The organism is Alteribacillus iranensis (assembly GCF_900113025.1).
GTDB classification, from domain to species: Bacteria; Bacillota; Bacilli; order Bacillales; family Marinococcaceae; genus Alteribacillus_A; species Alteribacillus_A iranensis.
In genome coordinates this window covers 51081-76301 of the sequence record NZ_FONT01000003.1, presented here as the reverse complement: position 1 = coordinate 76301, position 25221 = coordinate 51081, and the positions used below count along the sequence as shown (strand labels likewise).

At 41.3% G+C, this 25221-nt stretch carries 22 protein-coding genes and 2 other annotated features; of the genes, 2 read left to right on the top strand and 20 right to left on the bottom strand.

The window, feature by feature from the left end; all coding sequences use genetic code 11:
* Positions 1 to 55: 55 nt before the first annotated feature.
* The 8 genes from BM095_RS08075 to BM095_RS08040 all read right to left on the bottom strand — a co-directional run bounded on the left by BM095_RS08075 (position 56) and on the right by BM095_RS08040 (position 12136).
* Positions 56 to 1732 (bottom strand): AMP-binding protein, encoded by a 1677-nt coding sequence (locus tag BM095_RS08075; RefSeq protein ID WP_091660046.1) that lies wholly within the window; start codon positions 1730 to 1732, stop codon positions 56 to 58.
* Between the two features lie 267 nt (positions 1733 to 1999).
* Positions 2000 to 4357, bottom strand: coding sequence for an endonuclease MutS2 (locus tag BM095_RS08070; RefSeq protein WP_091660044.1), 2358 nt, complete (start codon positions 4355 to 4357; stop codon positions 2000 to 2002).
* A 22-nt stretch (positions 4358 to 4379) separates the two neighbouring features.
* Positions 4380 to 6104: a DNA polymerase/3'-5' exonuclease PolX gene (gene polX, locus BM095_RS08065; protein ID WP_091660041.1), complete on the bottom strand. Its 1725-nt coding sequence runs from the start codon at positions 6102 to 6104 to the stop codon at positions 4380 to 4382.
* 339 nt (positions 6105 to 6443) lie between these two features.
* A complete protein-coding gene (locus BM095_RS08060; RefSeq protein ID WP_091660039.1) occupies positions 6444 to 6986 on the bottom strand; it encodes a CvpA family protein in 543 nt (180 codons plus the stop codon).
* Between the two features lie 3 nt (positions 6987 to 6989).
* Positions 6990 to 7253 (bottom strand): cell division protein ZapA, encoded by a 264-nt coding sequence (zapA, locus tag BM095_RS08055; RefSeq protein ID WP_245757851.1) that lies wholly within the window; start codon positions 7251 to 7253, stop codon positions 6990 to 6992.
* Positions 7254 to 7520: 267 nt separating this feature from the next.
* Positions 7521 to 9944, bottom strand: a complete 2424-nt coding sequence (gene pheT / locus BM095_RS08050) for a phenylalanine--tRNA ligase subunit beta (protein WP_091660036.1) — start codon at positions 9942 to 9944, stop codon at positions 7521 to 7523.
* A gap of 13 nt (positions 9945 to 9957) precedes the next feature.
* Positions 9958 to 10992, bottom strand: a complete 1035-nt coding sequence (gene pheS, locus BM095_RS08045; protein WP_091660033.1) for a phenylalanine--tRNA ligase subunit alpha — start codon at positions 10990 to 10992, stop codon at positions 9958 to 9960.
* Between the two features lie 81 nt (positions 10993 to 11073).
* Positions 11074 to 11303 (bottom strand) — a binding site (T-box leader).
* Between the two features lie 62 nt (positions 11304 to 11365).
* Positions 11366 to 12136: a TrmH family RNA methyltransferase gene (locus tag BM095_RS08040; protein WP_091660031.1), complete on the bottom strand. Its 771-nt coding sequence runs from the start codon at positions 12134 to 12136 to the stop codon at positions 11366 to 11368.
* A gap of 101 nt (positions 12137 to 12237) precedes the next feature.
* Here BM095_RS08040 and sspI point away from each other — a divergent pair, with 101 nt between their 5' ends.
* Entirely contained in the window at positions 12238 to 12447 is a 210-nt protein-coding gene (gene sspI / locus BM095_RS08035; protein WP_091660028.1) for a small acid-soluble spore protein SspI, read from the top strand.
* 254 nt (positions 12448 to 12701) lie between these two features.
* Here the strand turns inward: sspI and BM095_RS08030 are convergent, their stop codons facing one another.
* Together BM095_RS08030 and BM095_RS08025 are read right to left on the bottom strand one after the other, a co-directional pair.
* Positions 12702 to 13787, bottom strand: a complete 1086-nt coding sequence (locus BM095_RS08030; protein WP_091660025.1) for a M42 family metallopeptidase — start codon at positions 13785 to 13787, stop codon at positions 12702 to 12704.
* A gap of 111 nt (positions 13788 to 13898) precedes the next feature.
* Entirely contained in the window at positions 13899 to 14378 is a 480-nt protein-coding gene (locus BM095_RS08025) for a dUTP diphosphatase (protein ID WP_091660023.1), read from the bottom strand.
* Between the two features lie 76 nt (positions 14379 to 14454).
* Here BM095_RS08025 and BM095_RS08020 point away from each other — a divergent pair, with 76 nt between their 5' ends.
* Positions 14455 to 14847, top strand: coding sequence for a sigma-w pathway protein ysdB (locus BM095_RS08020; protein ID WP_091660020.1), 393 nt, complete (start codon positions 14455 to 14457; stop codon positions 14845 to 14847).
* A gap of 247 nt (positions 14848 to 15094) precedes the next feature.
* Here BM095_RS08020 and rplT read toward each other — a convergent pair whose 3' ends face one another.
* The 10 genes from rplT to coaE all read right to left on the bottom strand — a co-directional run bounded on the left by rplT (position 15095) and on the right by coaE (position 25216).
* Complete coding sequence (gene rplT / locus BM095_RS08015; protein WP_091660018.1) at positions 15095 to 15451, bottom strand: 50S ribosomal protein L20; 357 nt, start codon at positions 15449 to 15451, stop codon at positions 15095 to 15097.
* 28 nt (positions 15452 to 15479) lie between these two features.
* Complete coding sequence (gene rpmI, locus BM095_RS08010) at positions 15480 to 15677, bottom strand: 50S ribosomal protein L35 (RefSeq protein WP_091660015.1); 198 nt, start codon at positions 15675 to 15677, stop codon at positions 15480 to 15482.
* 18 nt (positions 15678 to 15695) lie between these two features.
* Positions 15696 to 16220, bottom strand: a complete 525-nt coding sequence (gene infC, locus BM095_RS08005; protein ID WP_143083203.1) for a translation initiation factor IF-3 — start codon at positions 16218 to 16220, stop codon at positions 15696 to 15698.
* Positions 16221 to 16308: 88 nt separating this feature from the next.
* Positions 16309 to 16448: a sequence feature (ribosomal protein L20 leader region), on the bottom strand.
* Positions 16449 to 16545: 97 nt separating this feature from the next.
* The gene (gene thrS, locus BM095_RS08000; RefSeq protein WP_091660012.1) at positions 16546 to 18483 is read right to left on the bottom strand and encodes a threonine--tRNA ligase; all 1938 of its coding nucleotides are present in this window, start codon (positions 18481 to 18483) and stop codon (positions 16546 to 16548) included.
* Between the two features lie 483 nt (positions 18484 to 18966).
* Positions 18967 to 19815, bottom strand: coding sequence for a sporulation protein YtxC (gene ytxC, locus BM095_RS07995; protein ID WP_177194750.1), 849 nt, complete (start codon positions 19813 to 19815; stop codon positions 18967 to 18969).
* A 487-nt stretch (positions 19816 to 20302) separates the two neighbouring features.
* Positions 20303 to 21247 carry a primosomal protein DnaI gene (gene dnaI, locus BM095_RS07990; RefSeq protein WP_091660007.1) on the bottom strand — a complete coding sequence of 315 codons (945 nt, stop codon included), beginning with the start codon at positions 21245 to 21247 and terminating at the stop codon, positions 20303 to 20305.
* Positions 21248 to 21258: 11 nt separating this feature from the next.
* A complete protein-coding gene (locus tag BM095_RS07985; protein WP_091660005.1) occupies positions 21259 to 22671 on the bottom strand; it encodes a replication initiation and membrane attachment family protein in 1413 nt (470 codons plus the stop codon).
* A gap of 63 nt (positions 22672 to 22734) precedes the next feature.
* A complete protein-coding gene (gene nrdR, locus BM095_RS07980) occupies positions 22735 to 23202 on the bottom strand; it encodes a transcriptional regulator NrdR (protein WP_091660002.1) in 468 nt (155 codons plus the stop codon).
* A gap of 247 nt (positions 23203 to 23449) precedes the next feature.
* Positions 23450 to 24478: a glyceraldehyde-3-phosphate dehydrogenase gene (locus tag BM095_RS07975; RefSeq protein WP_091659999.1), complete on the bottom strand. Its 1029-nt coding sequence runs from the start codon at positions 24476 to 24478 to the stop codon at positions 23450 to 23452.
* 138 nt (positions 24479 to 24616) lie between these two features.
* On the bottom strand, positions 24617 to 25216 hold the full coding sequence (coaE, locus tag BM095_RS07970; protein WP_091660946.1) for a dephospho-CoA kinase: 600 nt from the start codon (positions 25214 to 25216) through the stop codon (positions 24617 to 24619).
* Positions 25217 to 25221: the final 5 nt, after the last annotated feature.

Here is a 25221-nt window from a genome sequence, read left to right as displayed (position 1 = left end):
TATTCATAGGATAATATGTTATTCGTTTTGTATAAGGACATACACATTGTCTTCCTTACTCATTGTGAGATTCTTCCTCTAACAGTTTTCGCTTTAGAACTTTTCCAATTGTCGTTTTCGGTAAACTCTGACGAAATTCGAATAAGCGTGGTATTTTATATACCGCTAAGTGTTCTCTACAAAATGCATCTAATTCTTCTTCTGTAACTGATTCTCCTTTTTTCCTTACAATACATGCTTTTACCGTTTCCCCCCGGTACGGATCCCTCACACCGATCACTGCCGCTTCCTGAACGGAAGGATGTTCATAGAGAACTTCTTCGACTTCGCGAGGAAATATATTAAACCCGCCTGCCACGATCATATCTTTTTTACGATCTGAGATATAGAAATAGCCATCTTCATCCATGTAGCCCATATCCCCCGTTAATAACCAATCATCTATAAAAACGGATGTTGTCTCTTCTGGGTGATTCCAATATCCTTTCATCACTTGAGGTCCTCGAACAGCTAGTTCTCCAATCTCTCCGGCAGGGAGAACCGATGTACCATCGGAAGAGTAGACACATACATCTGTATCCGGCCACGGGATGCCAATGCTTCCTGTTTTTCTTCCCCCCCAAATGGGATTTGCAGTAATCACTGGAGAGCCCTCTGTTAAACCATATCCTTCCACAAGCCTACCGTGCGTTAAAGCTTCAAACGTGTCCTGTACTTCACCTGGCAAGGGGGCTGAACCACTAATACAAGCTTCAATAGAAGACAAATCATACTTTTTCAAGGACGATGTATGAATAAGCCCCACATACATCGTAGGAGCGCCTGGAAATAAAGTAACTTGATGTTTATGAATAGACTTCAACACGAGATCCGCGTCAAATTTAGGAAGAATAATCATTTGACACACATGCATAATAGAAAGATTCATTACTACTGTCAGCCCATACACGTGAAAAAAAGGCAGAACAGCAAGCATTTTTTCTTCCCCTTTTTTCATTTTGGACATCCAAGCCTGACATTGTAGAGCGTTAGCTACTAAATTGTAATGAGTAAGCATGACTCCTTTAGCTGTGCCAGTTGTACCTCCTGTATATTGCAATAAAGCCAAATCTTCCTGTGGATTAATGACCACATTTGTTTTTAAAGTAGTTCCTTGCTTTACCAAGGAGCGAAAAGAATGAACATTCTTATCGTTGTTCGTGTCACGATTCCTATTATTATTTTTCTTCTGAGAAAGTGGGTAGAGGACATTTTTAGGAAAGGGAAGATAGTCTTTCAAACTTGTTATGATGACGTGCTGGAGAGAGGTAACATTACGTATTTTTTTTATTCGAGGATAGAGTAAATCAAGACATATGATCCATTTAGCACCTGAATCTTTCATCTGGTGTTCTAATTCCCGTTCCACGTATAGAGGATTGGTTTGCACCACTATGGCACCTGTCATTAAAGCAGCATAATAACTGATTACTGCCTGGGGTGAATTGGGAAGCATCACAGCTATACGCTCTCCTTTTGTCACTCCAAGCTTTATTAAGTGACCACATAGATTCGATGCCTCCTGGTACACTTGTGAATATGTCATTTTTTTACCCATAAAATGAAGTGCTGTTTTATGAGGATATCGATCAGCTGCCTCCTCCAGATATGAATGAAGCGGTTTCTCGTCATACTGGATAGAAACAGGTACATCCTCAGGATAAGAGTCATGCCACCTCTTTCGTTTCGTCATTTTTTCTCCCCCTTAAGGAAAATGTTCAGCTCAGCTTCCTAAATCTTCCTCCTTCCCCTTATTCCTTTTTTACTCAGTTTATGAAACACGGGGTCAAACATTACGACATATTGTATCTATACTTTATGATCTTCCAATAGAAAAAGCGTAAGCACACAGCTTACGCAAAGAATAGTAAGTAAATCGCTCCAGCCAGCAAGAATAAAATACAGCAAGCGATTAATATTTTAGCTAGTCTTTCCAAAACGCCTCTCCTCCATGTAATGCCTATTTCAAGCGTGCTACTGTATTACCAAGGCCACCCTCGTTCATCCCGCCGTCTCTCGTTTCCTTGACGCTAGGATGCTTCTTCAACAGTTCCTTGACTCCTTTTCTTAAGGCGCCTGTCCCTTTTCCATGGATAATATGGACTTGAGGGTATCCAGCGAGTACAGCATCATCCAAATACTTCTCTACTTGCCTCATTGCATCTTCATAACGAACACCACGTAAATCAAGCTCTGGCTTTACTGCTGGTTTACTGGAGACAGATGTGATTGGACGTGAAGGCTGTTTCACCGGCTCTTCTTTTATTTTCACCATGTCCTCGGCTTTCACATTGACTTTCATTATTCCGAGCTGGACCTGGTACTCACTATCACTAATTTTTTTGAGAACTTGTCCTTTCTGCCCGAAGCTGGTGACTTTCACGTCATCTCCTGGGGCAAAGGTTCGGTTCTTTTCCGCTTGTTTTTTGATTGCTTGTTGACGTTTTGTTAATTCAGGAGATGCCGTTTCCATTCGTTTTTTTGCATCGATTAATTGATGCTCTTTAATGCTTCGTCCTTCTTTTTGAAGCTGACGTAAATCACTGATGATCTCTTCGGCCTCTTTTCTTGCTTTTTCCAGTTCCGCTTCTGCTTTCTCTTCCGCTTGTTTTAAAATGTTCTGCTTGTTCTGTTCTAATTCTTTTAGTTTCTGATCAAGCTCGCGATGAAGTTGTTCCGCTTGCTGTCTGATATCCTTCGATACTTCCATCTCTTGTTCTGCTTCGCGTCTCTTCTCATCAAGAGACGTAATCATATTCTCGATTTGACGACTTTCTGTGTTAATCTCTGCTTCTGCCGATTGGATAATTTTTTCCTCTAACCCGAGGCGTCTTGATATCGCAAAAGCGTTACTTCGTCCTGGAACTCCAATAAGCAGACGATACGTAGGTCGCAAAGTGTCGACATCAAACTCCACACTTGCATTCATTACGCCTTCTCGGTTATAAGCATACCCTTTTAACTCGCTGTAATGGGTGGTAGCAACAATCTTGGCTCCTCGTTCGTACACATCGTCTAATATGGAAATAGCAAGCGCAGCTCCTTCCGTTGGATCAGTGCCTGCTCCTATTTCGTCAAACAATACAAGACTTTCATTGTCTACTTTCTTTAAAATATCTACAATATTTGTCATGTGGGAAGAAAATGTACTTAAGTTTTGTTCAATGGACTGCTCGTCTCCTATATCTGCAAATACGTTTTTGAAAACGGCGGCTTCTGAATCTTCATCTGCAGGAATATATAAACCGGATTGCACCATCAAAGTTAATAGTCCTACTGTTTTTAAGGTAACCGTTTTTCCTCCCGTGTTAGGTCCAGTAATGATTAGTGAAGAAAAGACATCTCCTAATTCTACGTCGATCGGTACAACTTCCTCTTCATTAATCAATGGGTGACGAGCCTGTTTAAAACGAAACCGGCTCTCGTCATTTAAACGAGGGGGTACAGCCTTTTGCTCTTCGGCATAGTATGCTTTTGTAAACAAAAAGTCCAATTCACCTAAGTAGTCTACATTGATAGATAATTCATCCGTGTGACCGGCTACATGTTCAGATAGCTCTTCAAGTATACGTTCTATCTCTTTTCGTTCTTTCACCCTTGCTTCACGCAATGCATTATTTATATTTACTACAGACTGAGGCTCAATAAACAGAGTCGCCCCTGAAGCGGATTGGTCGTGAACAATACCACCAAAAGACGATCGGTATTCTTGCTTAACCGGGATAACGTATCGATCATTACGTATCGTCACGATGGCATCCGAGAGCTTTTTTTGTTGACCTGTAGAACGGATAAGTTGTTCTAGCTTCGAACGCACTTCCGCCTCACTCGTACGTATTTGCTGACGGATGTTTCTTAGCGTATGACTAGCGCTGTCCATGATCTCCCCATGATCGTCGATGCACTGTTTAATAGCACGTTCTATTTCTTGTAACGGTACAATGTAGCTTACCATTTCTCCTAATAACGGCAGCTCAATTTCGTCTTCTATCATTCCTTCGATGAAGGATTTCAAACGTCTTCCCGCGTACAAGGTATCAGCTATTTCTAACAGCTCACCAGCATTCAGCATGCCCCCTATTTGAGCCCGTTTAATATGAGGGGTAATATTACGTATCCCTCCTAAAGGCGCTTTCCCTTTCAACCGTAATACTTTCGCTCCTTCTTGCGTACGGTCTAATTCACGCTTCACGGTTTTATACTCTGTATAAGGGGCTAATTGATCAATTTTTTTTAATCCTAATGAAGAAGCCGCATGTGCCTTCAATTGTTCTTTCATCTTGTCATATTCCAATACACGCAGCACTCGTGCATCCATACACTTCATCCTTCCAAATGACTTATGTTAGCTCTTGTCGTTTATGAGTAAAGAATGCAATCAAGTCTGAATAAGTCCATGTATTTATAACTTGTTCTGGCGTAAGGAGCGCTTTTTTACCAATACTAACTCCAATTTCCATATGATTCATAGTCCCCGTATGATGGGCATCTGTGTTTATCGTTATATTTGTTTGGTGTTCAGAGGCTTTACGCAGCCACTCCGCAGACAGATCGAGACGATTTGGATTAGCATTAAGCTCTAGGGCGGTACCTGTCTCACCGGCTCGTCTGATTAAACTATCGACATTTACTTTATAACCTTCTCGACGGCCTATCAGCCTGCCTGTTGGATGCGCAATTATATTTACATATGGACTGTTCAACGCTGCTTCAAGCCTATTCATGATCTCTGTTTCAGATTGATTAAAGGAGGAATGAATGGATGCAATCACCACATCCAATTCTTTTAACACATATTCGTCAAGATCGAGGGTTCCATCGGGACGGATATCCATCTCAATTCCCGCTAATAAATGAAAATCATCATACTTATTATTGATTCGTTTAATTTCTTCTATTTGACGAAGGACTCTCTCTTCATTAAGGCCATGAGCGACTTGAAGGAATTTCGAATGATCCGTAATCGCCATCCATTCGTATCCTTTTTCCCGACCTGCCTCTGCCATCTCTTCAATCGATTCAGCACCGTCGCTCCACGTTGTATGCATATGAAGATCCCCGCGAATGTGAGATAGAGACAGAAGCTCATAAGGTTTCTCAAAAAGGCGCAACTCATCTTTTCCTATTCGTGCCTCAGGTGGAATATAGTGAAGCCCGAAGTGCGAAAAGAACTCTGACTCTGTCGAAAAAGTATAAAGTTCTCCCGTTTCCGTGTCTTCAATCCCATACTCACTCACTTTTTGGCCAAGTTTTTTTGCCAGCTGTCTTATTTGAACATTATGTTCCTTGGAGCCAGTGAAATGGTGAAGCGTAGTAGCAAAAGATTGATCATCTACTAAGCGAAAGTCAACTTGTACAGGCATACCAAAGTCACACTCAATGGAGACTTTAGATAAACCATCCGCTATTATCTTCTGAGCAAAACGTGACTCGGTTAATGCTTTTCGAACAGGTTCTGGATCATCTACTGCTATAATATAGTCCAAGTCTTTTATCATTTCCTCCATGCGGCGCAGGCTCCCTGCTCTTTCATATCGCTTCACTTCATGAATGTTATTCAATTCTTGTTCCAATTGTCTTGCTGCTTCTAGCATAAAACTAATCGGCAGTCGTTCTGGACGTTTGTTCATTTCTTCGAGAGCTTTTGCTATATTTTCTTCTGTTTTCGCTCCAAAGCCAGCCAATTTCTGTATTTTCTTTTCTTCACAAGCTTTCTGTAAAGTAGCTGCATCAGTAATTTCCAATTCTTTATACAACTTCGCAATCTTTTTACCACCGAGGCCCGGCAACTGTAACAACGGAATTAAACCTGACGGCACTTCAGCTTTTAACGTCTCTAATAAATCTGATGTACCCGTCGTTCTTATCTCTTCAATAATAGCAGCAGTCCCTTTACCTATACCGGATAGCTTTGAAGGGGCTTCGATTTGTGCCAATGAACGCTCATCTTGTTCCAGAGCTTGAGCGGCTTTTCGATAAGCAGAAACTTTAAAAGAATTCTCCCCTTTTATTTCCAAATAGACCGCTATTGTTTCTAAATGTTTGATAAGTTCTTTCTTATTCATTTCCCAGACCTCCTACTGGTCAAGAGAACAAAAATGTATAGATACTATGCGTACAAAGGGTTGTAACAAAGAGGCTGGGACAAAACTAGAATAGTCAACTCTAAAGACGAACGATCACATGTCGAAGGAGTCACCCGTTTCATAAACGCAGTGTATCAGCGTAGTCAAAATACGTAGACTCCAGCGGGAACAGCACGAGCTGAAGATCCCGCAGGAAAGCCGTTTTCGCTTTCCGAGGAAGCTGAAGCCGTGCCCGCGGAAAGCGAAGTATTTTGACAAAGCGACAACATAAGTTGTTCGGATTTATCTTTCATTTAAATACTTTTGTCCCAGCCTCTTTTAAATCCCTTCTGACCATAATTGTTTCAACCAGTCCGATAGAAACGGAGTATGATTCACCATAAGACTGGCAACCCACGACTCATTTATTGTCTGCTGCACATAATCTATAGGTATAAGAGCTGCTGTAATAAGTAAGATAAATAAAATTAAGTACGTCTCTGCTAATCCAAATAGAGCTCCTAGCCACCGGTTCATTGTTCGTAGTACAGGTATATGAGACACAAAGTCCAGCATGGATCCAATAATTTGCAGAAGAATTTTAGCAGCTATAAACAATAGAAAAAAAGATATGCCAGCATAATAAACAGTTTCCATATCGAACGCTTCTATCATCATAGAGATAACATTATCTCCATCTGTTGATATTTGGGGATAAGGAAGCCAGAGGCGCAAGTATTCAGCTACATCCCGATAGAAATAAAAAGCAACAAATAAAGCAATAAAAAAGCTGACAAAATGGATGAGCTGCAAGACAAAGCCTCTTCTTAATCCCACAAAGAAACTTCCAACCAAAATCAAAAGCAGCAATAAACTAAGCATGATTTAACGTTCCCCATCTCTCTTATTACTCTCGTCCTCTTTCAGCTTTTCTCTTAGTGTTATATATTCATCTGCTGTGTTTAACGCAGTCAAGACTGCCAGCTTCGTCGTATCCAGATATGGATTTTTCTTCTTAATCTCTCTCATTTTCGAATCTACGTACTCAGAGACAACTTTCACGTGCTCCGAAGGCGACTCACCCTTTATGGTATATTGTTGTCCATATATGCTAACGGTCGTACGATTTATATTCTTTTCTTCGTCCACCGGAGAAACCCCCCGTCCTCTGCGAAAATACCTACCCATTATCATAGCAGAATCAATCAAGAATGAAAAACGATTTAAGATGTTACGACCAGGACGTATGTACCTCACGTGAAAATGAGTCGCCTCCTGCGGTTTCTCATGCCCGCAAGAGGCGGTAAGCTTTGCATATGACTTATAATCCCATTTCTTCTAGAGGGACACAGAGACAAATTTCTACAAATGATACTTTCTTGTTTCGTATGGTGTATAACCTTCCCTTGATTGGATCTATCTTCTCAATTCCACATCTAGCTTTTCTTTTAGGTCGACAAGTACATTTTCGTGTGTTTTTGTTACTTCTTCATCCGTCAATGTACGCTCAGGATCTAAGTAAACAAGGGAAAACGCTAATGATTTCTTGCCGGCTTCTAATTTTTCCCCTTCATACAGATCAAAGAGAGTTACATTTTTCAGTAGAGTTCCTCCCGCGTTCTCTATTACTTCTTTCACCTCTGCAGCAGGAATATCTTTATTAACTACTAATGCAATGTCTCTGGCAATAGATGGATAACGAGGAAGCGGTTCATATGAAAGAGTATTAGTCTCTTCCGTTAAGAGAAGATCCAAATCTAATTGAAATACATATGTTTCTTTAAGCCCCCATTCCTTCGCTGTTCGTGGGTGAACTTGGCCGATAAACCCAATATTCCGATCGTTGAACAGAATGTCTGCGCTACGTCCCGGGTGAAGCTCACCCTTTTTAGAAGGAGTGAACGAAAGAGCATGGGAGAATTGTAGTTCTTCAAACAATCCTTCAATTATCCCTTTCACTACATAAAAGTCAGTTTCTGTCTTTTCTCCTTGCCATAATTGCACTTCCCATGTACCGCTTATGGCTGCTCCAAGCATTGTTTTTTCTTCCGGCTGTCTTGTTAGTTCGCCTTCTTCTCCAATAAATACTGACCCTAATTCAAATACTGCCGTATCATTCATTTGTCTGTTCTGATTATATTGAACAGCATCCAATAGATGAGGAATCAAACTAGTCCGCATCGTGCTACGTTCTTCGCTCATTGGTAAAGATACTTCGACGGTTCCTGAAACATCATTCAATAAAAATTGTTGTGTCTTTTTCTTACTTGTTAAGGAATAAGTAATGGCTTCGTGTAACCCACTTGCTTCCAAATATCTGCGTACTTTACGTCTTTTTTTCTGCACAGGGGTTAGTGACCCAGGCGTGGTTATTCCCTCTGGCAACGTAACAGGAATACGGTCATAACCATATAACCGTGCCACTTCTTCGGAAAGATCTTCTTCAATTTCTAAATCTGGCCGCCGTGACGGGATGTTTACTACTAAACGATCCTCTGTTTCTGTTTTTGCCTCTAGACGTAAACGCCTGAAGATGGAGAGCATCTCATCCGCTTTTAAATCTGTGCCTAAGATTTGATTCAATCTTTCTGAAGTAGTAGTTATTGTCCGGTGCTCTTTCGGGCGATAATCCTCATGCACTTTTCCTTTTAGGACCACCCCGTCTGCATACTTTTCTAACAATGATACCGCTCGTTCTGCTGCTTCTTCCACCCGTCCTGAGTCAATCCCTTTTTCAAATCGGATACTTGATTCACTACGGAGTCCTAAGTCCTTTGAAGCTTTTCGCACTCTGGATGGGGTAAAATATGCGGCTTCTAATAAAATGGTGGTGGTGTCATTTTGCACTTCCGAGAATGCACCGCCCATGACACCGGCTAAGGCTGTTGGTTCTGTACCATTCGTAATGACCATATGATCTTCCGTTAACGTCCTAACTTCGTCGTCTAAGGTCGTTATTTTTTCTCCGTTCTCTGCTCGCCTAACAACAATCTGGTTGGAGCCGAACCGATGAAGATCGAATGCATGAAGCGGTTGACCGTACTCTAGCAATACATAGTTGGTGATATCCACGACATTATTAATCGGACGAATTCCAGCTGCTGTTAAACGATTTTGTATCCACATTGGAGAAGGCTTAATGGTGACATTTTTAATGACATGTGCGCCATAGTATGGGTTATCTTCCGGTACGTCGATATGAACCGATACCACGTCGGATGCTGCTTCTTCAGACTCGTGAAAATCATTCCCTGGGTGACGTACTTCTCGATCTAATAACGCTGCCATTTCATAGGCAACCCCGATCATGCTAAGACAGTCAGCACGGTTAGGTGTTAAATCTAGCTCTAACACCGTATCGCGGAGACCCAATTGTTCGACAGCATCTTCCCCTACCTTGGCCTCTTCCGGGAAGACATAAATCCCATCTATAAATTCTTTCGTCACTAGTTTTTGCTCAATTCCTAACTCTTGCAGGGAACAAATCATTCCTTCTGAACGTTCCCCTCTTAGTTTTGCCTTCTTTATTTTGATTCCTCCAGGCAGCCGCGCTCCTGGTTTGGCTACAGCAACGCGCTGCCCAGCTGCCACGTTAGGAGCACCGCATATGATCTGTGCCGTTTCTTCCCCTGTATTGACCTGACAAATATTCAATTTATCTGCGTTAGGGTGTTGTTGACACTCTTCTACATAACCGACGACTACGTGATCAAGTCCTTCGCTTCGCGGAATAATCACATCTACTTCTACGCCGCCGCGGGTCAGCTTTTCAGCTACCTCTTCCGGAGTCAAATCCCCTATTTCTACGTATTCTTTCAACCATTCATATGATACAAGCATGTTTTTTGCCTCCTTACACCCGTTTAAATTGATCCAGAAAACGTATATCATTTGTGTAGAAATGACGGATATCATCAATGCCATACTTCAATAATGCAAATCGCTCCACACCCATTCCGAATGCAAATCCACTATATTCTTTCGCATCAAAGCCGCTCATCTCTAATACACGAGGGTGTACCATTCCTGCTCCCAACACTTCAATCCAGCCAGATTGCTTACAGACACGACATCCTTCACCCGCGCAAATACCGCATGAGACGTCCACTTCTACGGAAGGCTCTGTAAAAGGGAAAAAGCTTGGCCGTAGACGTATATTCCTTTCGGCTCCAAAATAGTTCTTAACAAATGTATTCAAGATTCCTTTTAAGTCACTCATTCTTACCCCTTTATCTACGTAAAGCCCCTCTATTTGCATAAATTGATGGGAATGAGTGGCATCATCATCATCCCGACGGTACACTTTGCCGGGGCAGATAATTTTAACCGGTCCCACTCCGTTATGTTTTTCCATCGTCCGCGCTTGTACGGGGGAAGTTTGCGTCCGTAAGAGCATATCATCTGTTACATAAAACGAGTCTTGCATATCACGCGCCGGATGGTCGGGAGGTAAGTTTAAAGCTTCAAAATTATAATAATCAGTCTCCACTTCTGGACCTTCCGTAACCTGAAAGCCAAGACCAATAAATATATCTTCAATTTCCTCTATGACTGCAGTTAGAGGATGACGAGCTCCTCTTTTCACTTCTCGGCCAGGCAGAGTAACATCAATACGTTCCGATGCTAGCTGCGCTTCTAAAGCTGCTGCTTCCATTTCTTCTGTTTTCTCTTCCACTTTCGCTTGTATATCTTCACGTACTTCGTTTGCTAACTGCCCAACTTTTGGTCTTTCCTCTGCCGACAGCTTCCCCATACCACGCAGGACTTCCGTGATTGGTCCTTTTTTTCCTAAGTATTTCACTCGTACTTCATCAATATCTTTAACAGAACTTGCTTTCTCCAATTCTTGTAAAGCTTCTTCTCTCAATTCTTGCAGTCGGTCAATCATAACAATCCTCCTATCGTTGTGATAACGTTATACGAAATATCTGGACTAAAAAAACAGCACAAAAAAACCCTCATCCCAAATAGAAGGGACGAAGGTTCGCGGTACCACCCTTGTTAACTGTCAGCAGATCAGACAGTTCACTTCATTTTTCAATAACGGGACGTCCCGGGTCACCTTTACAGAGATCTGTGTTTCCGGTGCCAGCTCCAGAGCGAATTCGATCAGCTTTTCTATAGAAATGCTTTCAGTCTATGACATTTCTTCCCTGAATAGAACACTACTGATGTACTACTCTCTTTCACAGCCTTTGTACTATAAAATAATTTAATCAACGTTAAGTATAAGAAACTTTCAAGTTGTTTGCAAGCTTCTCTTACAAGGAAGCCTTTAAATGATAAAGCAGTATACCGGTAGCTACAGAAACGTTTAATGATTCCGCCTCACCGTATATGGGGACATAAATAATTTGGTCGCAGCGTTCCAGCCACTCGGAATTGACTCCTGCCCCTTCATTGCCAACTATTAACGCAAACCCTTCTTGAGAAGCAATGGCAGAATGCGTTGTTCCTTCTTCTAACGCACTGCCAAAGACAGGAATTCCACTTTCTTTACAACGTTTGATCCAATCCTCCAAGTCTCCTTTTATTAACGGAATATGAAATAGAGACCCTTGTGTTGCTCGGATGACTTTATCATTATATGGATCAACCGTGCCTTCCCCCAATATGACTGCCGTCATTCCAGCTGCATCTGCCGTACGAATCATCGTTCCGAGATTGCCAGGATCCTGCACACCATCTACAAACAGAAAGCTATCTTCCTTTTGTAATTGGATACTGACAGAGTCATCATCCTTATGCTCACAGACTGCCAAGATTCCTTGCGGCGTTTCCGTCATACTCATTTCTTTCATGACTTGATGGGAGACGAGCGTCAAATGGACATAGGAAAAGTCGAAGCCTCCTGGCAATTCTGCCTCATCTTCGAGAAAAATTTCTTTTACACGGGCATTATGTTTAAGGGCTTCTTCCACTAAATGAAATCCTTCTACAATGAAGAGCTGCTCTTTTTCCCGATATTTTCTTTTATGTAGGCGCTTCACTTTCTTAATCAGTGGGTTTTTAACAGATTCAATTCGATTCACTGGTTTTCCCTTCCCCTAATATACATATATTTCATTTTCACAGCCATACTAGGTCTATAAGTAAGTATTTTATATTTTATCACAATTAGGAGGTTAGCATGATGTCTTTTAACTTAAGAGAAGCGATTTTACAAAATATTTCAGGACATAATGCGCAGCAAGTAGAGGCGACTATTCAAGATGCCATTCAAAGTGGCGAAGAGAAAATGCTCCCGGGTCTAGGGGTTCTCTTTGAAGTATTTTGGAGCCAAGCAGATGAGAATGAAAAAGATAAGGTGATCTCTGAAATAGCACAAGGGTTAAATTCATAGAGAGCCTCTTTTGGACAATACGTATCCTTACACGGCCCAAAAAAAGTGCAAGCTTATTTCTGTGAGAGTAGCGCGTAACAGGGTGGTAAGCATTGCCGCGGTTCCACAGACCGCGGAGTTCTTAAGATATCGTTCGGATACGCTGAAAAATGGATGACGCTTCGTGCTACATTCTGAATACACCCATTTTAAATACGTTAAAAGGGCTGTCAAAAGGTCATGTGTGATGACCTTTTGTTACCAGCCCCTTCTTTTTAATCAAACGTGATTTGTTTTACCTTTTCTTCATCTAGAGATTTCGTCACTTCCACTAGTAATTGAACTGCATTTTCAAAATCATCACGGTGGAGAATAGCAGCATGAGTGTGAATATAACGAGTAGGAACTGTGATTGCTAACGTTGGTACTCCGTCACCAGAAAGATGAATGGAACCGGCGTCTGTTCCACCTCCGCTCATGGCCTCAAACTGATAAGGAATATTGTGTTTATCTGCAATGTCCGTTACAAAATCGCGAAGCCCTTTATGAGACACCATGGAACGGTCGTACACCAAAATCTGAGGGCCTTTTCCTATCTCCGCAGTAGCATCATTATCGGAGATTCCAGGTGTGTCACCTGCTATTCCCACATCTACTGCAAAACCAATATCAGGTTGGATTTTATGAGCTGCCGTTTTCGCACCACGTAATCCGACTTCTTCTTGTACAGCTCCTACTCCATACACTTCATTGGAGTGAGTTTCATTTTCCAGTCTTCTTAGCACTTCAATGGCAATAGCGCAGCCAATTCGATTATCCCACGCTTTCGCCATTAACAGCTTCTCATTATTCATCACTGTAAAATCACAAATTGGAACCACTGAATCTCCTGGACGGACTCCAAACTCTTCAGCCTCTTCTCTGCTGGAAGCACCTATATCAATGAACATGTCTTTAATTTCCACTGCTTTTTTCCGTTGATCTGCCGGCAAAATATGAGGAGGTTTTGAGCCAATCACACCTACTATATTGCCTTTCCTAGTCATGATCGTCACGCGTTGTGCAAGCATCACCTGACTCCACCAGCCACCAACTGTCTCAAACTTCAAAAAACCTTTCTCGTCAATATGGGTAATCATAAAGCCGATTTCATCGAGGTGGCCCGTGATCATTACTTTTGGCCCGCCAGCTTTTCCTGTTTTCTTTGCAATCAAGCTGCCAAGATTATCAGTCGTCATCTCATCAGCAAACGGAGAGATATGTTTATTCATTATTTCACGCGGCTCTTTCTCATTACCTGGAATACCTTTAGCATCTGTTAGTTCTTTAAGCATAGTAAGTGTTTGATCCATTTCTGCCAATGTATACTCCTCCTTTAATGTTCCATTGCTATTTCTTTATTGTAGAATGACAACGCTAAAATAATCAAATGCTTCGAACCGTACCGCTACCATTATTTCTTTGTTCTTCCTTTAATATCCTTCTATTTGTCTCTTATGATTCATTTTATTTTTCGAATAATAGGCCGTTTCTATTTCTTCCATAGTAAACCCTAGTTGTTTTCCTAATTGTAAGTACTCACGGAACACTGTCAAAAACCTCTCTTTTCCGGGCTCTTGTTGGAAGTTCATAATTTCTTGGTGGACGCGGATAAATTGCTCTGTCCACGATATGTTACTTTCCACAGGCTCATCTGGAGTTTCTTCCCAGCCTCCGTCTATCCCAAGAGAGAGAATAAAATGGATACCATCCACGTACTCTTCCAATATCACAGGTTTTTCAGAAGCAGGTTTGTTGCTCCAAAATTTAAAGCAACGCGTCTCGTTTGCAAGTTCTCCCACCTCTGTCAACAAAGCAAGTACTTTTTCAAAAAACAGGTCATCCCGTCTCAATTGGTGTTTTTGTAAGATGCGATCATCCAATTGCTTCTGAATAGAATATAGTTGTTTCATATTATCTTTTCCCTTCTGAGTCATTTTCTATTACAATGTAACTAACAAGAAGTGACGTAAAGAGAGGGGATCATACATGGCGCTTTTGTTTCGTCTTTTAATTCTAATCGCACTAATTATCTTAATATACGCGGTCATTAAATATATTCTGAATCCCAAACGTAAGCTTGAACTGGCACATGAAAAAAAGCAATTTTATTTTTTTGATGAACCGAAAAATGTAAAAAAGAATTTTCTAATCACTTATAAGGGTGTCATGTTTGAAGGAAAAAAATCCTTAGGAACGACAGAGAAGTCATTTGATGTTGTAGCTATAACCATTTGGGTAAAAAACAAACACCATTTGCAAGGATTAGAGGTGCGTGACTTCCGCTTTTTAGAAAGAGAGATTCAAAGGTATTACCCGAATGCCAGACTGGAATGGGAAAGCCCTGTGAAAGAATTTATTGAAACAACGAAGAATAAATAAGAAATCAGGCCTGGAGAAATAAGCTATTCCCCCAGGCCTGATTCATGTTTCCTGTTGTCCGATGCGCTGCTGTTTATATACAGAAACAGATGGTGCGGACGCTTTTATCATAGGTTTTCTCTTCCCTAACACGTACTCGCTTTGCGGCCTCAACACCTATGCTCTCCTAAGAGATAGGATCTGCACTTATCTGTATTCATCTCTGCCTCTTCACTGAACAACCTCTTAGACAACAGTGTATATTTTATTACTTAAGATTCGCTTTCGCCTTTTCAGCTAATTCAGCAAAACCTTTTTCGTCATTTACAGCGAGATCCGCAAGCATTTTTCGATTCATTTGAATGTCCGCTTGCTTCAATCCGTACATAAGACGGCTGTATGAAAGTCCGTTCATGCGAGCAGCAGCATTAATTCTTGTGATCCACAGTTTACGGAAGTCACGCTTACGTTGACGACGGTCACGGTAAGCATATTGAAGTGACTTCATCACTTGTTGATTCGCTGTTTTAAACAGGCTGTGTTTTGAACCTCTGTATCCTTTTGCTAGTTTCAGTATTCTATTACGACGACGACGTGTAACATACCCGCCTTTAACTCTTGCCATCGTCTATCCCTCCTTCATGTTCGTTAAATTAGTCGTTTGGCATTAAGTTTTTGATACGCTTGAAATCTGAGTTATCAACCATTGCTTGCTTGCGAAGGTGACGTTTCTGCTTCTGAGACTTGTTAGCAAACAAGTGACTAGTGTACGCATGGCTGCGCTTTAATTTGCCTGAACCTGTTCTTTTAAATCGTTTTGCTGCACCTCTGTGCGTCTTCATTTTTGGCATAGATGTGTTCCTCCTTATTTACTGTTTGTCATCTTTCGTCTCTTTGTCCGCTTTAGGGGCCAACATTAAAAACATACTGCGGCCTTCCATTTTCGGCTTCGTTTCTACTGCAGCAATATCCTCACATTCCTTCGCAAGACGTTCTAACACATCTCTCCCGATTTCAGAGTGAGTAATCATTCGGCCGCGGAAACGAATCGCTGCTTTCACCTTATCCCCTTTAGAGAGGAATTTACGTGCATTACGTAACTTTGTATTAAAGTCGTGCTCTTCGATGTTCGGGCTCAGGCGCACTTCCTTAACGTTAATAACTTTTTGTTTCTTTCGAGCCTCTTTATCTTTCTTCTGCTGTTCATACCGATATTTCCCGTAGTCCATAATACGGCATACAGGAGGCTTCGCATTGGGAGCCACTAACACTAAATCTAGGTTAGCTTTTTGAGCCAAATCCAGCGCTTCATTTCTTGATTTCACACCAAGCTGGTCGCCATTTGCGTCAATAAGACGAACCTCACGCGCACGGATTCCATCATTCACCTTCATGTCTTTACGAATAATGAGCCACCTCCAAATAAATTTACAAACCCAAGCTAAGCAGTTGATGCTGCCCCTCCGACAGCAGTTGTGCTTCCAGGCACAAAAAAAGCGGGCGCACATAAGGCGCCCACTGGTATTTATCATCGTCATTCCGATAATTAAATAATTACCATCCTACCTGCCAACAGCTATGTGCGTCGATCAGGTGAGAAGCGGGCGCTTCTGCTTGCGTTGGTTTTAGTATTTGATCACTAAACAACTGTATCATACGTCTGCGTCTCTGTCAACTTCCCACCCTGATAGGAAATGAAGCTTCTTAAACGACTTCGTTTTACTGATGATCATTGATTTCTTCTTGTATCTCTTGGATAAAATCACGTAACGAAACGGATTTTGATTCCTGTTGGCCATAGCGACGAACATTAACAGCTTCTTCTTCAATCTCTTTATCACCTAAAATGAGCATATAAGGTATTTTTTTCGTTTGAGCCTCTCGGATTTTATAACCTATCTTTTCGTCACGGACATCTGTTTCCACACGTACTCCTGCTTTACGGAGGTCATCTTCTACTTTACGAGCGTAATCTAAATGTGCTTGAGCAGACACAGGAATAACTTTTACCTGGACAGGAGCCAGCCACGTTGGAAATGCCCCCTTGTATTCCTCGATTAAGAAAGCAATAAAACGTTCCATTGTCGAAACGATTCCACGGTGGATAACAACTGGTCGGTGCTCTTGTCCATCTTCACCGATATACGTGAGATCAAAACGTTCCGGCATATGGAAATCCAGCTGTGCTGTGGATAATGTTTCATCTTTACCGAGAGCTGTTTTTACCTGAACATCAAGCTTTGGTCCATAAAAAGCAGCTTCTCCTTCAGCTTCTACATAATCAACACCCATGTCGTCCATCGCTTCTTTAAGCATCGACTGAGCCTTGTTCCACATTTCATCGTCATCCACGTATTTTTCTTTATCTTCCGGATCCCGGTAAGACAAACGGAAATAATAATCTTCAAGGCCAAAATCTTTGTAAACATGCTGAATTAATTCAACCACTCGGATAAATTCTTCTTTTAATTGGTCGGGGCGAGCGAAAATGTGCGCGTCATTAAGTGTCATAGCACGAACACGTTGCAGCCCGGCCAACGCACCTGATTTCTCATAACGGTGCATTAATCCAAGTTCAGCAATTCGCACAGGCAGATTGCGATAGCTATGCATCTGGCTTTTATACACCATCATATGATGAGGGCAATTCATTGGGCGAATGACTAGAGTTTCATTGTCCATCTCCATCGGTGGAAACATGTCATCCTGATAATGTCCCCAATGGCCAGATGTCTTGTAAAGTTCAGAGCTCCCTAGCACTGGTGTATAAACATGGTCGTAACCAAGTCGTTCTTCTAAGTCAACAATGTAGCGCTCAATGGTACGTCGAATGGTCGCGCCTTTTGGCAACCAGAGCGGAAGACCTTGTCCCACCTTTTGATTCAGCGCAAAGATATCAAGCTCTTTCCCAAGCTTACGATGATCTCGTTCTTTCGCTTCTTCACGTAATCTTAAATACTCGTCTACATCTGATTGTTTAAAGAAAGCTGTTCCATATATACGTTGAAGCATTTTATTATTGCTGTCACCACGCCAATAAGCACCAGAAATATTCAAGAGCTTAAATTTTTTCAGTTTCCCCGTACTTGGTACATGGACGCCACGACAGAGATCAAAAAATTCTCCCTGGGTGTAAATCGATATCTTTTCATCTCCCGGGATATCGTCAATGAGTTCTAACTTCAGGTCGTCCCCTAGGTCGCGATATTCCTGTTTGGCCTCTTCCCGGCTTACTTCTTCTCTTACAATTTCCAAATTCTCATCCATGATCTTCTTCATTTCTTTTTCAATCTTTGGTAAATCTTCCGGGGTTAATTGATGAGGCATATCAATGTCATAATAGAACCCATTTTCAATCACAGGGCCTACCCCCAGTTTCACGTCGCTGTACAATCTTTTTATTGCTTGTGCCATTAAGTGAGCTGTACTATGACGTAATATTTCAAGAGCTTCTTCATTTTTGGGGGTAATGATTTCAATTGCTCCGTCTTCCTTAATAGGTGTTTTTAAATCAATCAACTTCCCATTTAGCTTGCCGGCAAGTGCCTGCTTCTTTAGACCGGGGCTGATGGAAGAAGCGATTTCTTCCGTCGTCACACCTTCGTCGAACGATTTCACGTTTCCATCTGGGAATGTAATATTTACCTGATTAGCCACCAACAATTCCTCCTGCTTATCATAATTTTTACAAAAAGAAAAAACACCCCTTCTCATCGAAGGGGCGTTAAATACACGCGGTTCCACCCTAATTCAGACAAAAAAATCTTAGCTTTCCATTAAAGTCTCTTGGCAAAAGCTTATGTTTGTCTTATACTGTCTTTCTTACTCACAGCATAAGGAATGTCTGATCTTTAAAACCGGGATAACGTCCGGCATCCGTCAACGATTAGTAAGGGAGCATTGGCTGCGTCTACTCATTCCGCTCACCGTTTCCTCGCTGCTGCTCAAAGGTGGTGAGATAGCAATCCCTTCCAGGAAGGCTCTCAGCCTGCGGCCTTCTTCTCTGTGTAAAAGGTGTACTGCTTCTCTTGTCCTCGTCATCGCATCTTCTTCATGTTGTAAGATACTTTACGAATCTAATTATAGAAACATTCCCTTGAAAAATCAAGATCTATTCTTTTTCTTTATACGTATGCCCTATTAGGAAGGCAGCGGCCACTCCTTCATGGGGTGAACTATCACGTTCTCTTGAAAGATCATTCGTAACGTTTCCACAGTCCCTTCTTCCATATCTGTATAAACATGGAGGAGGTCAGGAGCGAAACTGACTAAAGGACTGACCACCATATATTCAAACGGCAAACTTTTTTCAAAAACAAGAGCTGGCTTTAAGTAATGGAGTCTTGTCCATTGATCAATGGGCTCTTTTTTTTCATTCAAAAAAACAGGCTTATCCGTTAATTGGACATGGATCATTGAATAAACCGGAAGATGATGTTTGAGGTAATGGCGACATTCTTCTACCATTGTTTGATACTCTTGCTCCCATTTATACTCATCAATAGCTGCCGCTGCAGCTTTCATCAACAAATGATGGTAGTTGCCGAATCTAAAGGTTAATAGAGGAGCCCAAGCAATTTCTGAACGGTCTTTAATTTCTTCAAGCAGTTCTCTATACACAAAATGTTTTCTTTTTTGCAACAAATTAGCTTCCGGTATTTCCAATCTTTCTCCTTCTAACAGAGAATGGGCAATATCCGTAATGGCCGGTGATTCTTCTTTATATAAAAAAGCGTGTTCTATATATCGTTTCACCCATTTTAGCTCGTGTTTTTGGATTAAATAATCACATAAAGAAGAGGCCAAGTATGGAAGCATGCTTTCCTGCCACTCTGTCTCCGTTCCAGAGAAATCCCACCATATTTTTTTTCTATTTATATATAGGCAGCCAGTTCGAATTCCTTTCTGTTCCCATTCCTGCTTTTCGTTAGAAAACCATTGGAAGACGGCTTCGCTATCCGTTTCACATTCAAAACCTATCGAGAACAATGTTACATTCCTCCCAGCGTCCAAGGTATCTTTCTGCCACCACATTTGTGTCCTTATTTATACCTATGGACTCCCCGCATAAAACATGCATCGATTCATAAACTTCCTTAGTTTGTCTACCCATTTCGTTCCTTTTTCTTAAGGATTTCTCCTCGTTTTCTACTGCGAACTGCACAAAAAGGTCTCTGAAAAAGAACAAAAGCGCAAAACGACGACAAGCGTTAGATCCTGCTGAGGAGGCTTACCGCCACAATGCGGGTTGAAGCTATCTCAAGCCGATGGTGCCTGGAGCAAGACGCAGCTAACCCTTTCACAAAAGTTACACACGCGATTTCCTCCACAATAAAAAACGCTTTCGATTACCGACAGGGGTAATCGAAAGCGTCAGATTGGATCGAGCTGACCGGCTGCGACTGCTTGAACTGTTATTGCGCTAGGACCTCATAGTAAGTAAGGGACTTTTCATTTACCTGGTGTGGAGCGGGCCTCAACTAAATTGATTGTTTTCCCGTCTGTTCTTTCCGTCTAAAAATACAGGAGTGGTTAAATGTTTAATACGCTCCATTATCCGCTTAGCCTTCAATTGCTCAATTCCGCCTTTCTGGGAATATGATAAGTGGGTTTCAAGCTCTTCATAATCATAATTTGATGTATACAATGTAGGCAGCTTTTCCATCATACGGTAGTGTAAAATCACTCCAAGTATATCATCCCTTACCCAAGCTGAAGTCGTTTCCGCTCCAATGTCATCTAGTATAAGGACTTCCACTTTTTTTACCTGGTCGATTTTTTCTTGAACACTTCCATCCGACAAAGCCTGTTTCATCTCTCTAAAGAAATCCGGCACATAAACTAGCATCGTAGATATATCTCTTGCTGCCAGCTCATTTGCAAGGGCTCCCATCATATACGTTTTACCAACACCAAATTTACCATGAAGATATAATCCTTGGCCACTCTCCCCTGGAAGCGTCTGCAATGCAAATTTTAAGCAGAGATTGCTTGCCGATAACCTGCTGGCATGATCCTGCTCTATATCCTCAAACGTCGCGTTTAATATCTCTTTGGGAATATACATGCTTTTAATGAGCTTCTGGTGGCGGATGGTCTCTTCTTCCTTTACTTTTAGGCGACACGGATGATACCGGATAGAAAGTGTGCCGTTATCGGCTGACAATTCCGGTTGATAACCACTCATAATATTAGGGCAGTCTTTTAAGCCAGGACAAGCATCACAATGTTGCCATTCCTGCTTGTACTCAAATAGCTGAGACAAATTTTTGTTGATTTCTTCCTGTTTCACATCTTCGTTTTCTTTTAAGAACGATTGAATTCTTGGATAGTGGAGCACTTCTTGTTTTAATTTTTCATAACGGTTTCGCCATGGCGTGTCTCCCATAAAATGATCCAAGGACGATCGAATAGATTGCATGATCAGTCACCTCATTTTTGACGGATGCTTTTTCGCATTTTTAACATTTCCTCAAATTCCAGCTTTTCTTCCTGTAAGTCAGAATGTTTCTCAAGCGCGGAAGTCTCCTTGCCTTTATTTTCACTTTGCAGCCATTTTGGAAGCTTATCTTTTCTAACATAAGGAGATACTGTTTTAGAGGAAGGAGAAGTTTTCCAGTTGGCTCCTGCTTGTTTTCTGTCCTTTTGTTCCTGATATTCTTTTTTGGCAAGCTCCATTGCGTCTTCTACAGTATGCACTTTTTTCCGTGACCAATGACCAGCAATTTTTTGGACTAAGTTTTTATTTAACTTCATGTTGTTGGTCTGCATAATAAAATCAATCAGCACGTTCACCACACCCGGCGGGAGCTGGTAATCAAACACAAGCATTTCAACAAGCCTCACATCAGGATGGGGGACTTGCGCACCGTCAGAAATGCTTTTCAGGAAAGTGAGAGGTGACGTCTGTTCATAAAACCATTTCATTTTTTCTTTTTCATTTACCGGAGGTTCATTTAATTCTTTGTTTTCTTTGGATGGAGTACGCAGGCCCAAAGCAGGGGGTTCATTGCTATGTTCAAACCGATACCATTCTTGGACTCTTTTACGCAGCTCTTCTTCATCTAACTGGTCATCTCCCGTTAACGATTGTTGTATGAGACGGCTCATATCCAATGGAGCGATGTTATACACAAATGCTAACCGTTGAATGACAGTGCATGCTTTTTTGTTTAATAGCTTTTCTTTATTTATAAATACTGGTAAATCAGCTCTTAACAATGAAAAATCAAAGGAATCCTCATCTATTACAAAAGCATGACTTTGTCCTTGGCCAACCAAGTCTTTTTCCAAATCTGTGGTTTTTTCCATTTCATCATTTGCCATCATTTCCGAGTAATGCAATGACGAAAATACTTCATTAAAGGAAGCTGTTATTTCATCAAACGATTGTAGATCTATTTTATCAATTAAAAAACGACTGCGCAGGTCTCGATAGCGATCTTTTCCTAGTCGATTGTACAAATAGACGCTTAACACATCATCACGAAAAAATTGCGCTGGAGATAGAGGCTTTTGTAATTCATATACAAACGAAGCAGACGTATCACCCGTATGACGAAATGTTCGCAGGAGACCAATTCCTTCTAATATTCGCCGTGCATCAAAGATATCATCTAAAGGCAGGTTCAATAAAACCATCAATTCATGATGGGTGCCCTCATCACTCCAGTAACTATCTCTTTCCAGCCGACTCCAAAATGTGTGATAAAGCGAGATAGCCGCTGTCCCTATTAACGGCTGGTACAGGAGGGTTAATGTCTTATGTTCACGTTCTCCAAGCTGTTCATTCGTACGCACAGAAAAGCGATCCACCGGGAGAAGTTCTGTCCAATGAAGTTTCATTAAAACCCCCTCTTTTCTTTGTCGGACGAGCGGAAAAAGAGCTCAAGTCTGACCTTAAGCTCTTTACTTCGTCTCCTCATCCTTATTAATTAGCTCTTTTAATTCGTTAATAAAAACATTGATGTCTTTAAATTGACGATATACAGAGGCAAACCGCACATAAGCAACATCATCTACATCAGCTAACCGTTCCATCACCAGTTCACCGATTTCTTCACTTTTGATTTCTGACTTACCTTCGCTTCGCAGCTGATGTTCTGTATCACTTACTATGTCTTCTAAAGTTTCTAAAGGGACGGGTCTTTTTTCACAAGCCCGTATCAATCCTCTTAATATTTTTTCCCGACTGAATTCTTCTCGGGTACCATCTTTCTTTACAACAATGAGAGGTGTTTCTTCGACAACCTCAAAGGTAGTAAAACGATAGTTACAGCTTTCACACTCCCGGCGTCTTCTAATGGATCGCCCTTCATTGCTTGGCCGAGAATCCATTACTCTTGTTGTTTGGGAATGACAGGCAGGACATCGCATGAAATCAACTCCACTATTCAAACCGTTAGGCAGTCCGCTTTTTATATTAAATTATACATTCTATACGCCACAAATGAAAGACCTCTTCCCTTGCTATATGGAAAGTTCCCACTCTCCCTTCTGAAATAAGAGCAGGAGAATGCAATAAAAAAATGCCTTCTCATTGTACAGAAGGCCGAGGACTTTTAAATAGATTTCCAGCCTCGACCATGACACTGATCGGCATTTCTTAACAAATATTATTTTTTTATGCGCCTACCATTGATTCCTTGCGAAGTCTTTTTCCTACATATTCTACCAAGTCAACGACTCGACATGAATATCCCCATTCATTATCATACCAGGCAAGCACTTTAACTTGATTGTCATTAATTACCATGGTAGATAATCCATCAATGATAGAAGAATTTTCATTTCCATTGTAATCAACTGACACAAGAGGATCTTCGTTATAGCCTAAAATCCCATCTAATTCTTTTTCAGACGCCTCACGGAAAGCCTTGTTTACATCCTCTGCCGTAACATTTTGTTTCATATCTACAACGAGATCAACGAGTGAGACATTTGGAGTAGGCACGCGAAGCGCCATTCCGTTCATCTTGCCTTCTAACTGGGGCAGCACTTTCGAAAGAGCCTTTGCTGCACCTGTTGATGTTGGAATGATAGATTGACCACATGCACGAGCGCGGCGCAAGTCTTTATGAGGGTTATCAATATTTTTCTGGTCATTGGTATAGGAATGAACAGTAGTCATTAATCCGCTTTCAATGCCAAACGACTGATCCAACACTTTCGCTACTGGCGCGAGACAGTTCGTTGTACAGGAAGCATTGGAGATAATATGGTGATCTGCAGGATTGTAATCCTCCTCATTAACCCCCATCACAATAGTGATATCTTCATCCTTTGCTGGAGCTGTGATAACAACTTTTTTCGCTCCGGCCTCTATATGATAACTAGCTGTTTCTTTTGATTTAAATTTCCCCGTAGCTTCTACAACAATATCGACACCTAATTCTTTCCAAGGTAGATTACGTGGGTCGCGATCACTTAACAGCTGAATTTTTTTTCCATCTACATAAAGGGCATCGTCTTTCCCTTCAATCTCTTTATCAAATAAACCGTGAACAGTATCATATTTTACTAAATGGGCTAATGTCTCTGCAGGATAGCTGGCATTAATAGCTACAACATCTAATGCATCATTGGCTACCGCTTTCCGGAATACCATCCGGCCAATCCGCCCAAATCCGTTCACTGCTACTTTCGCTTTCATATTTGAAAAGCCTCCCCTGCTGTTTGTGATATACTAAATTAACCTTTTTTATATAAATAGTATATCACATTAATTGTTTTTGGTACTATTCATTTTTTATTTTTCATTTCTTTTTCATAAAAAGGCTTGTCCTATATATTACCCGTCTACCCATTTTTCTAACAGTCGTTCAAGTTGATGGATGGCCTGTTCCTTCGTGCCATTGTTGTCAATGATTGCATCGGCGTGATGTTTCTTGTCTTTTAACGGCATTTGTGAAGAAATTCGTTGGAGAGCATCTTCTTCCCCTTGTCCGTCTCGTTTCATTAATCTTTCCTTTTGTATCTCTTCATTTACGTACACAAGGAGTACCTTATCTACCATAAACTGAAGCTTATTTTCAACTAAGAGAGGAATGTCGAAAACAATCGTTTTCACTCCATCTTCGAGCAATTCCTCTTTTCTTTCTAGCATCCGCTTCCGAATAGAGGGGTGCATAATTTGATTTAGTTGCTTTCTTTTTGATTCATCTGTAAAGATAATTTGCCCTAGTTTTTTTCTTGCTATTTCTCCATTTTCCTGAAGGATTTCTTTGCCGAATTTGTTAACGATTTGATGATATGCTTCTTCCCCAGGCTCTACAATTTCCCGGGCAATGTTGTCGGCATCTATAACGGGAAAACCTCGTTGTTTTAACTCTTCGGCGATCATACTCTTACCGCTTGCAATTCCACCAGTTAGCCCTATAACCATAACTATCTCCT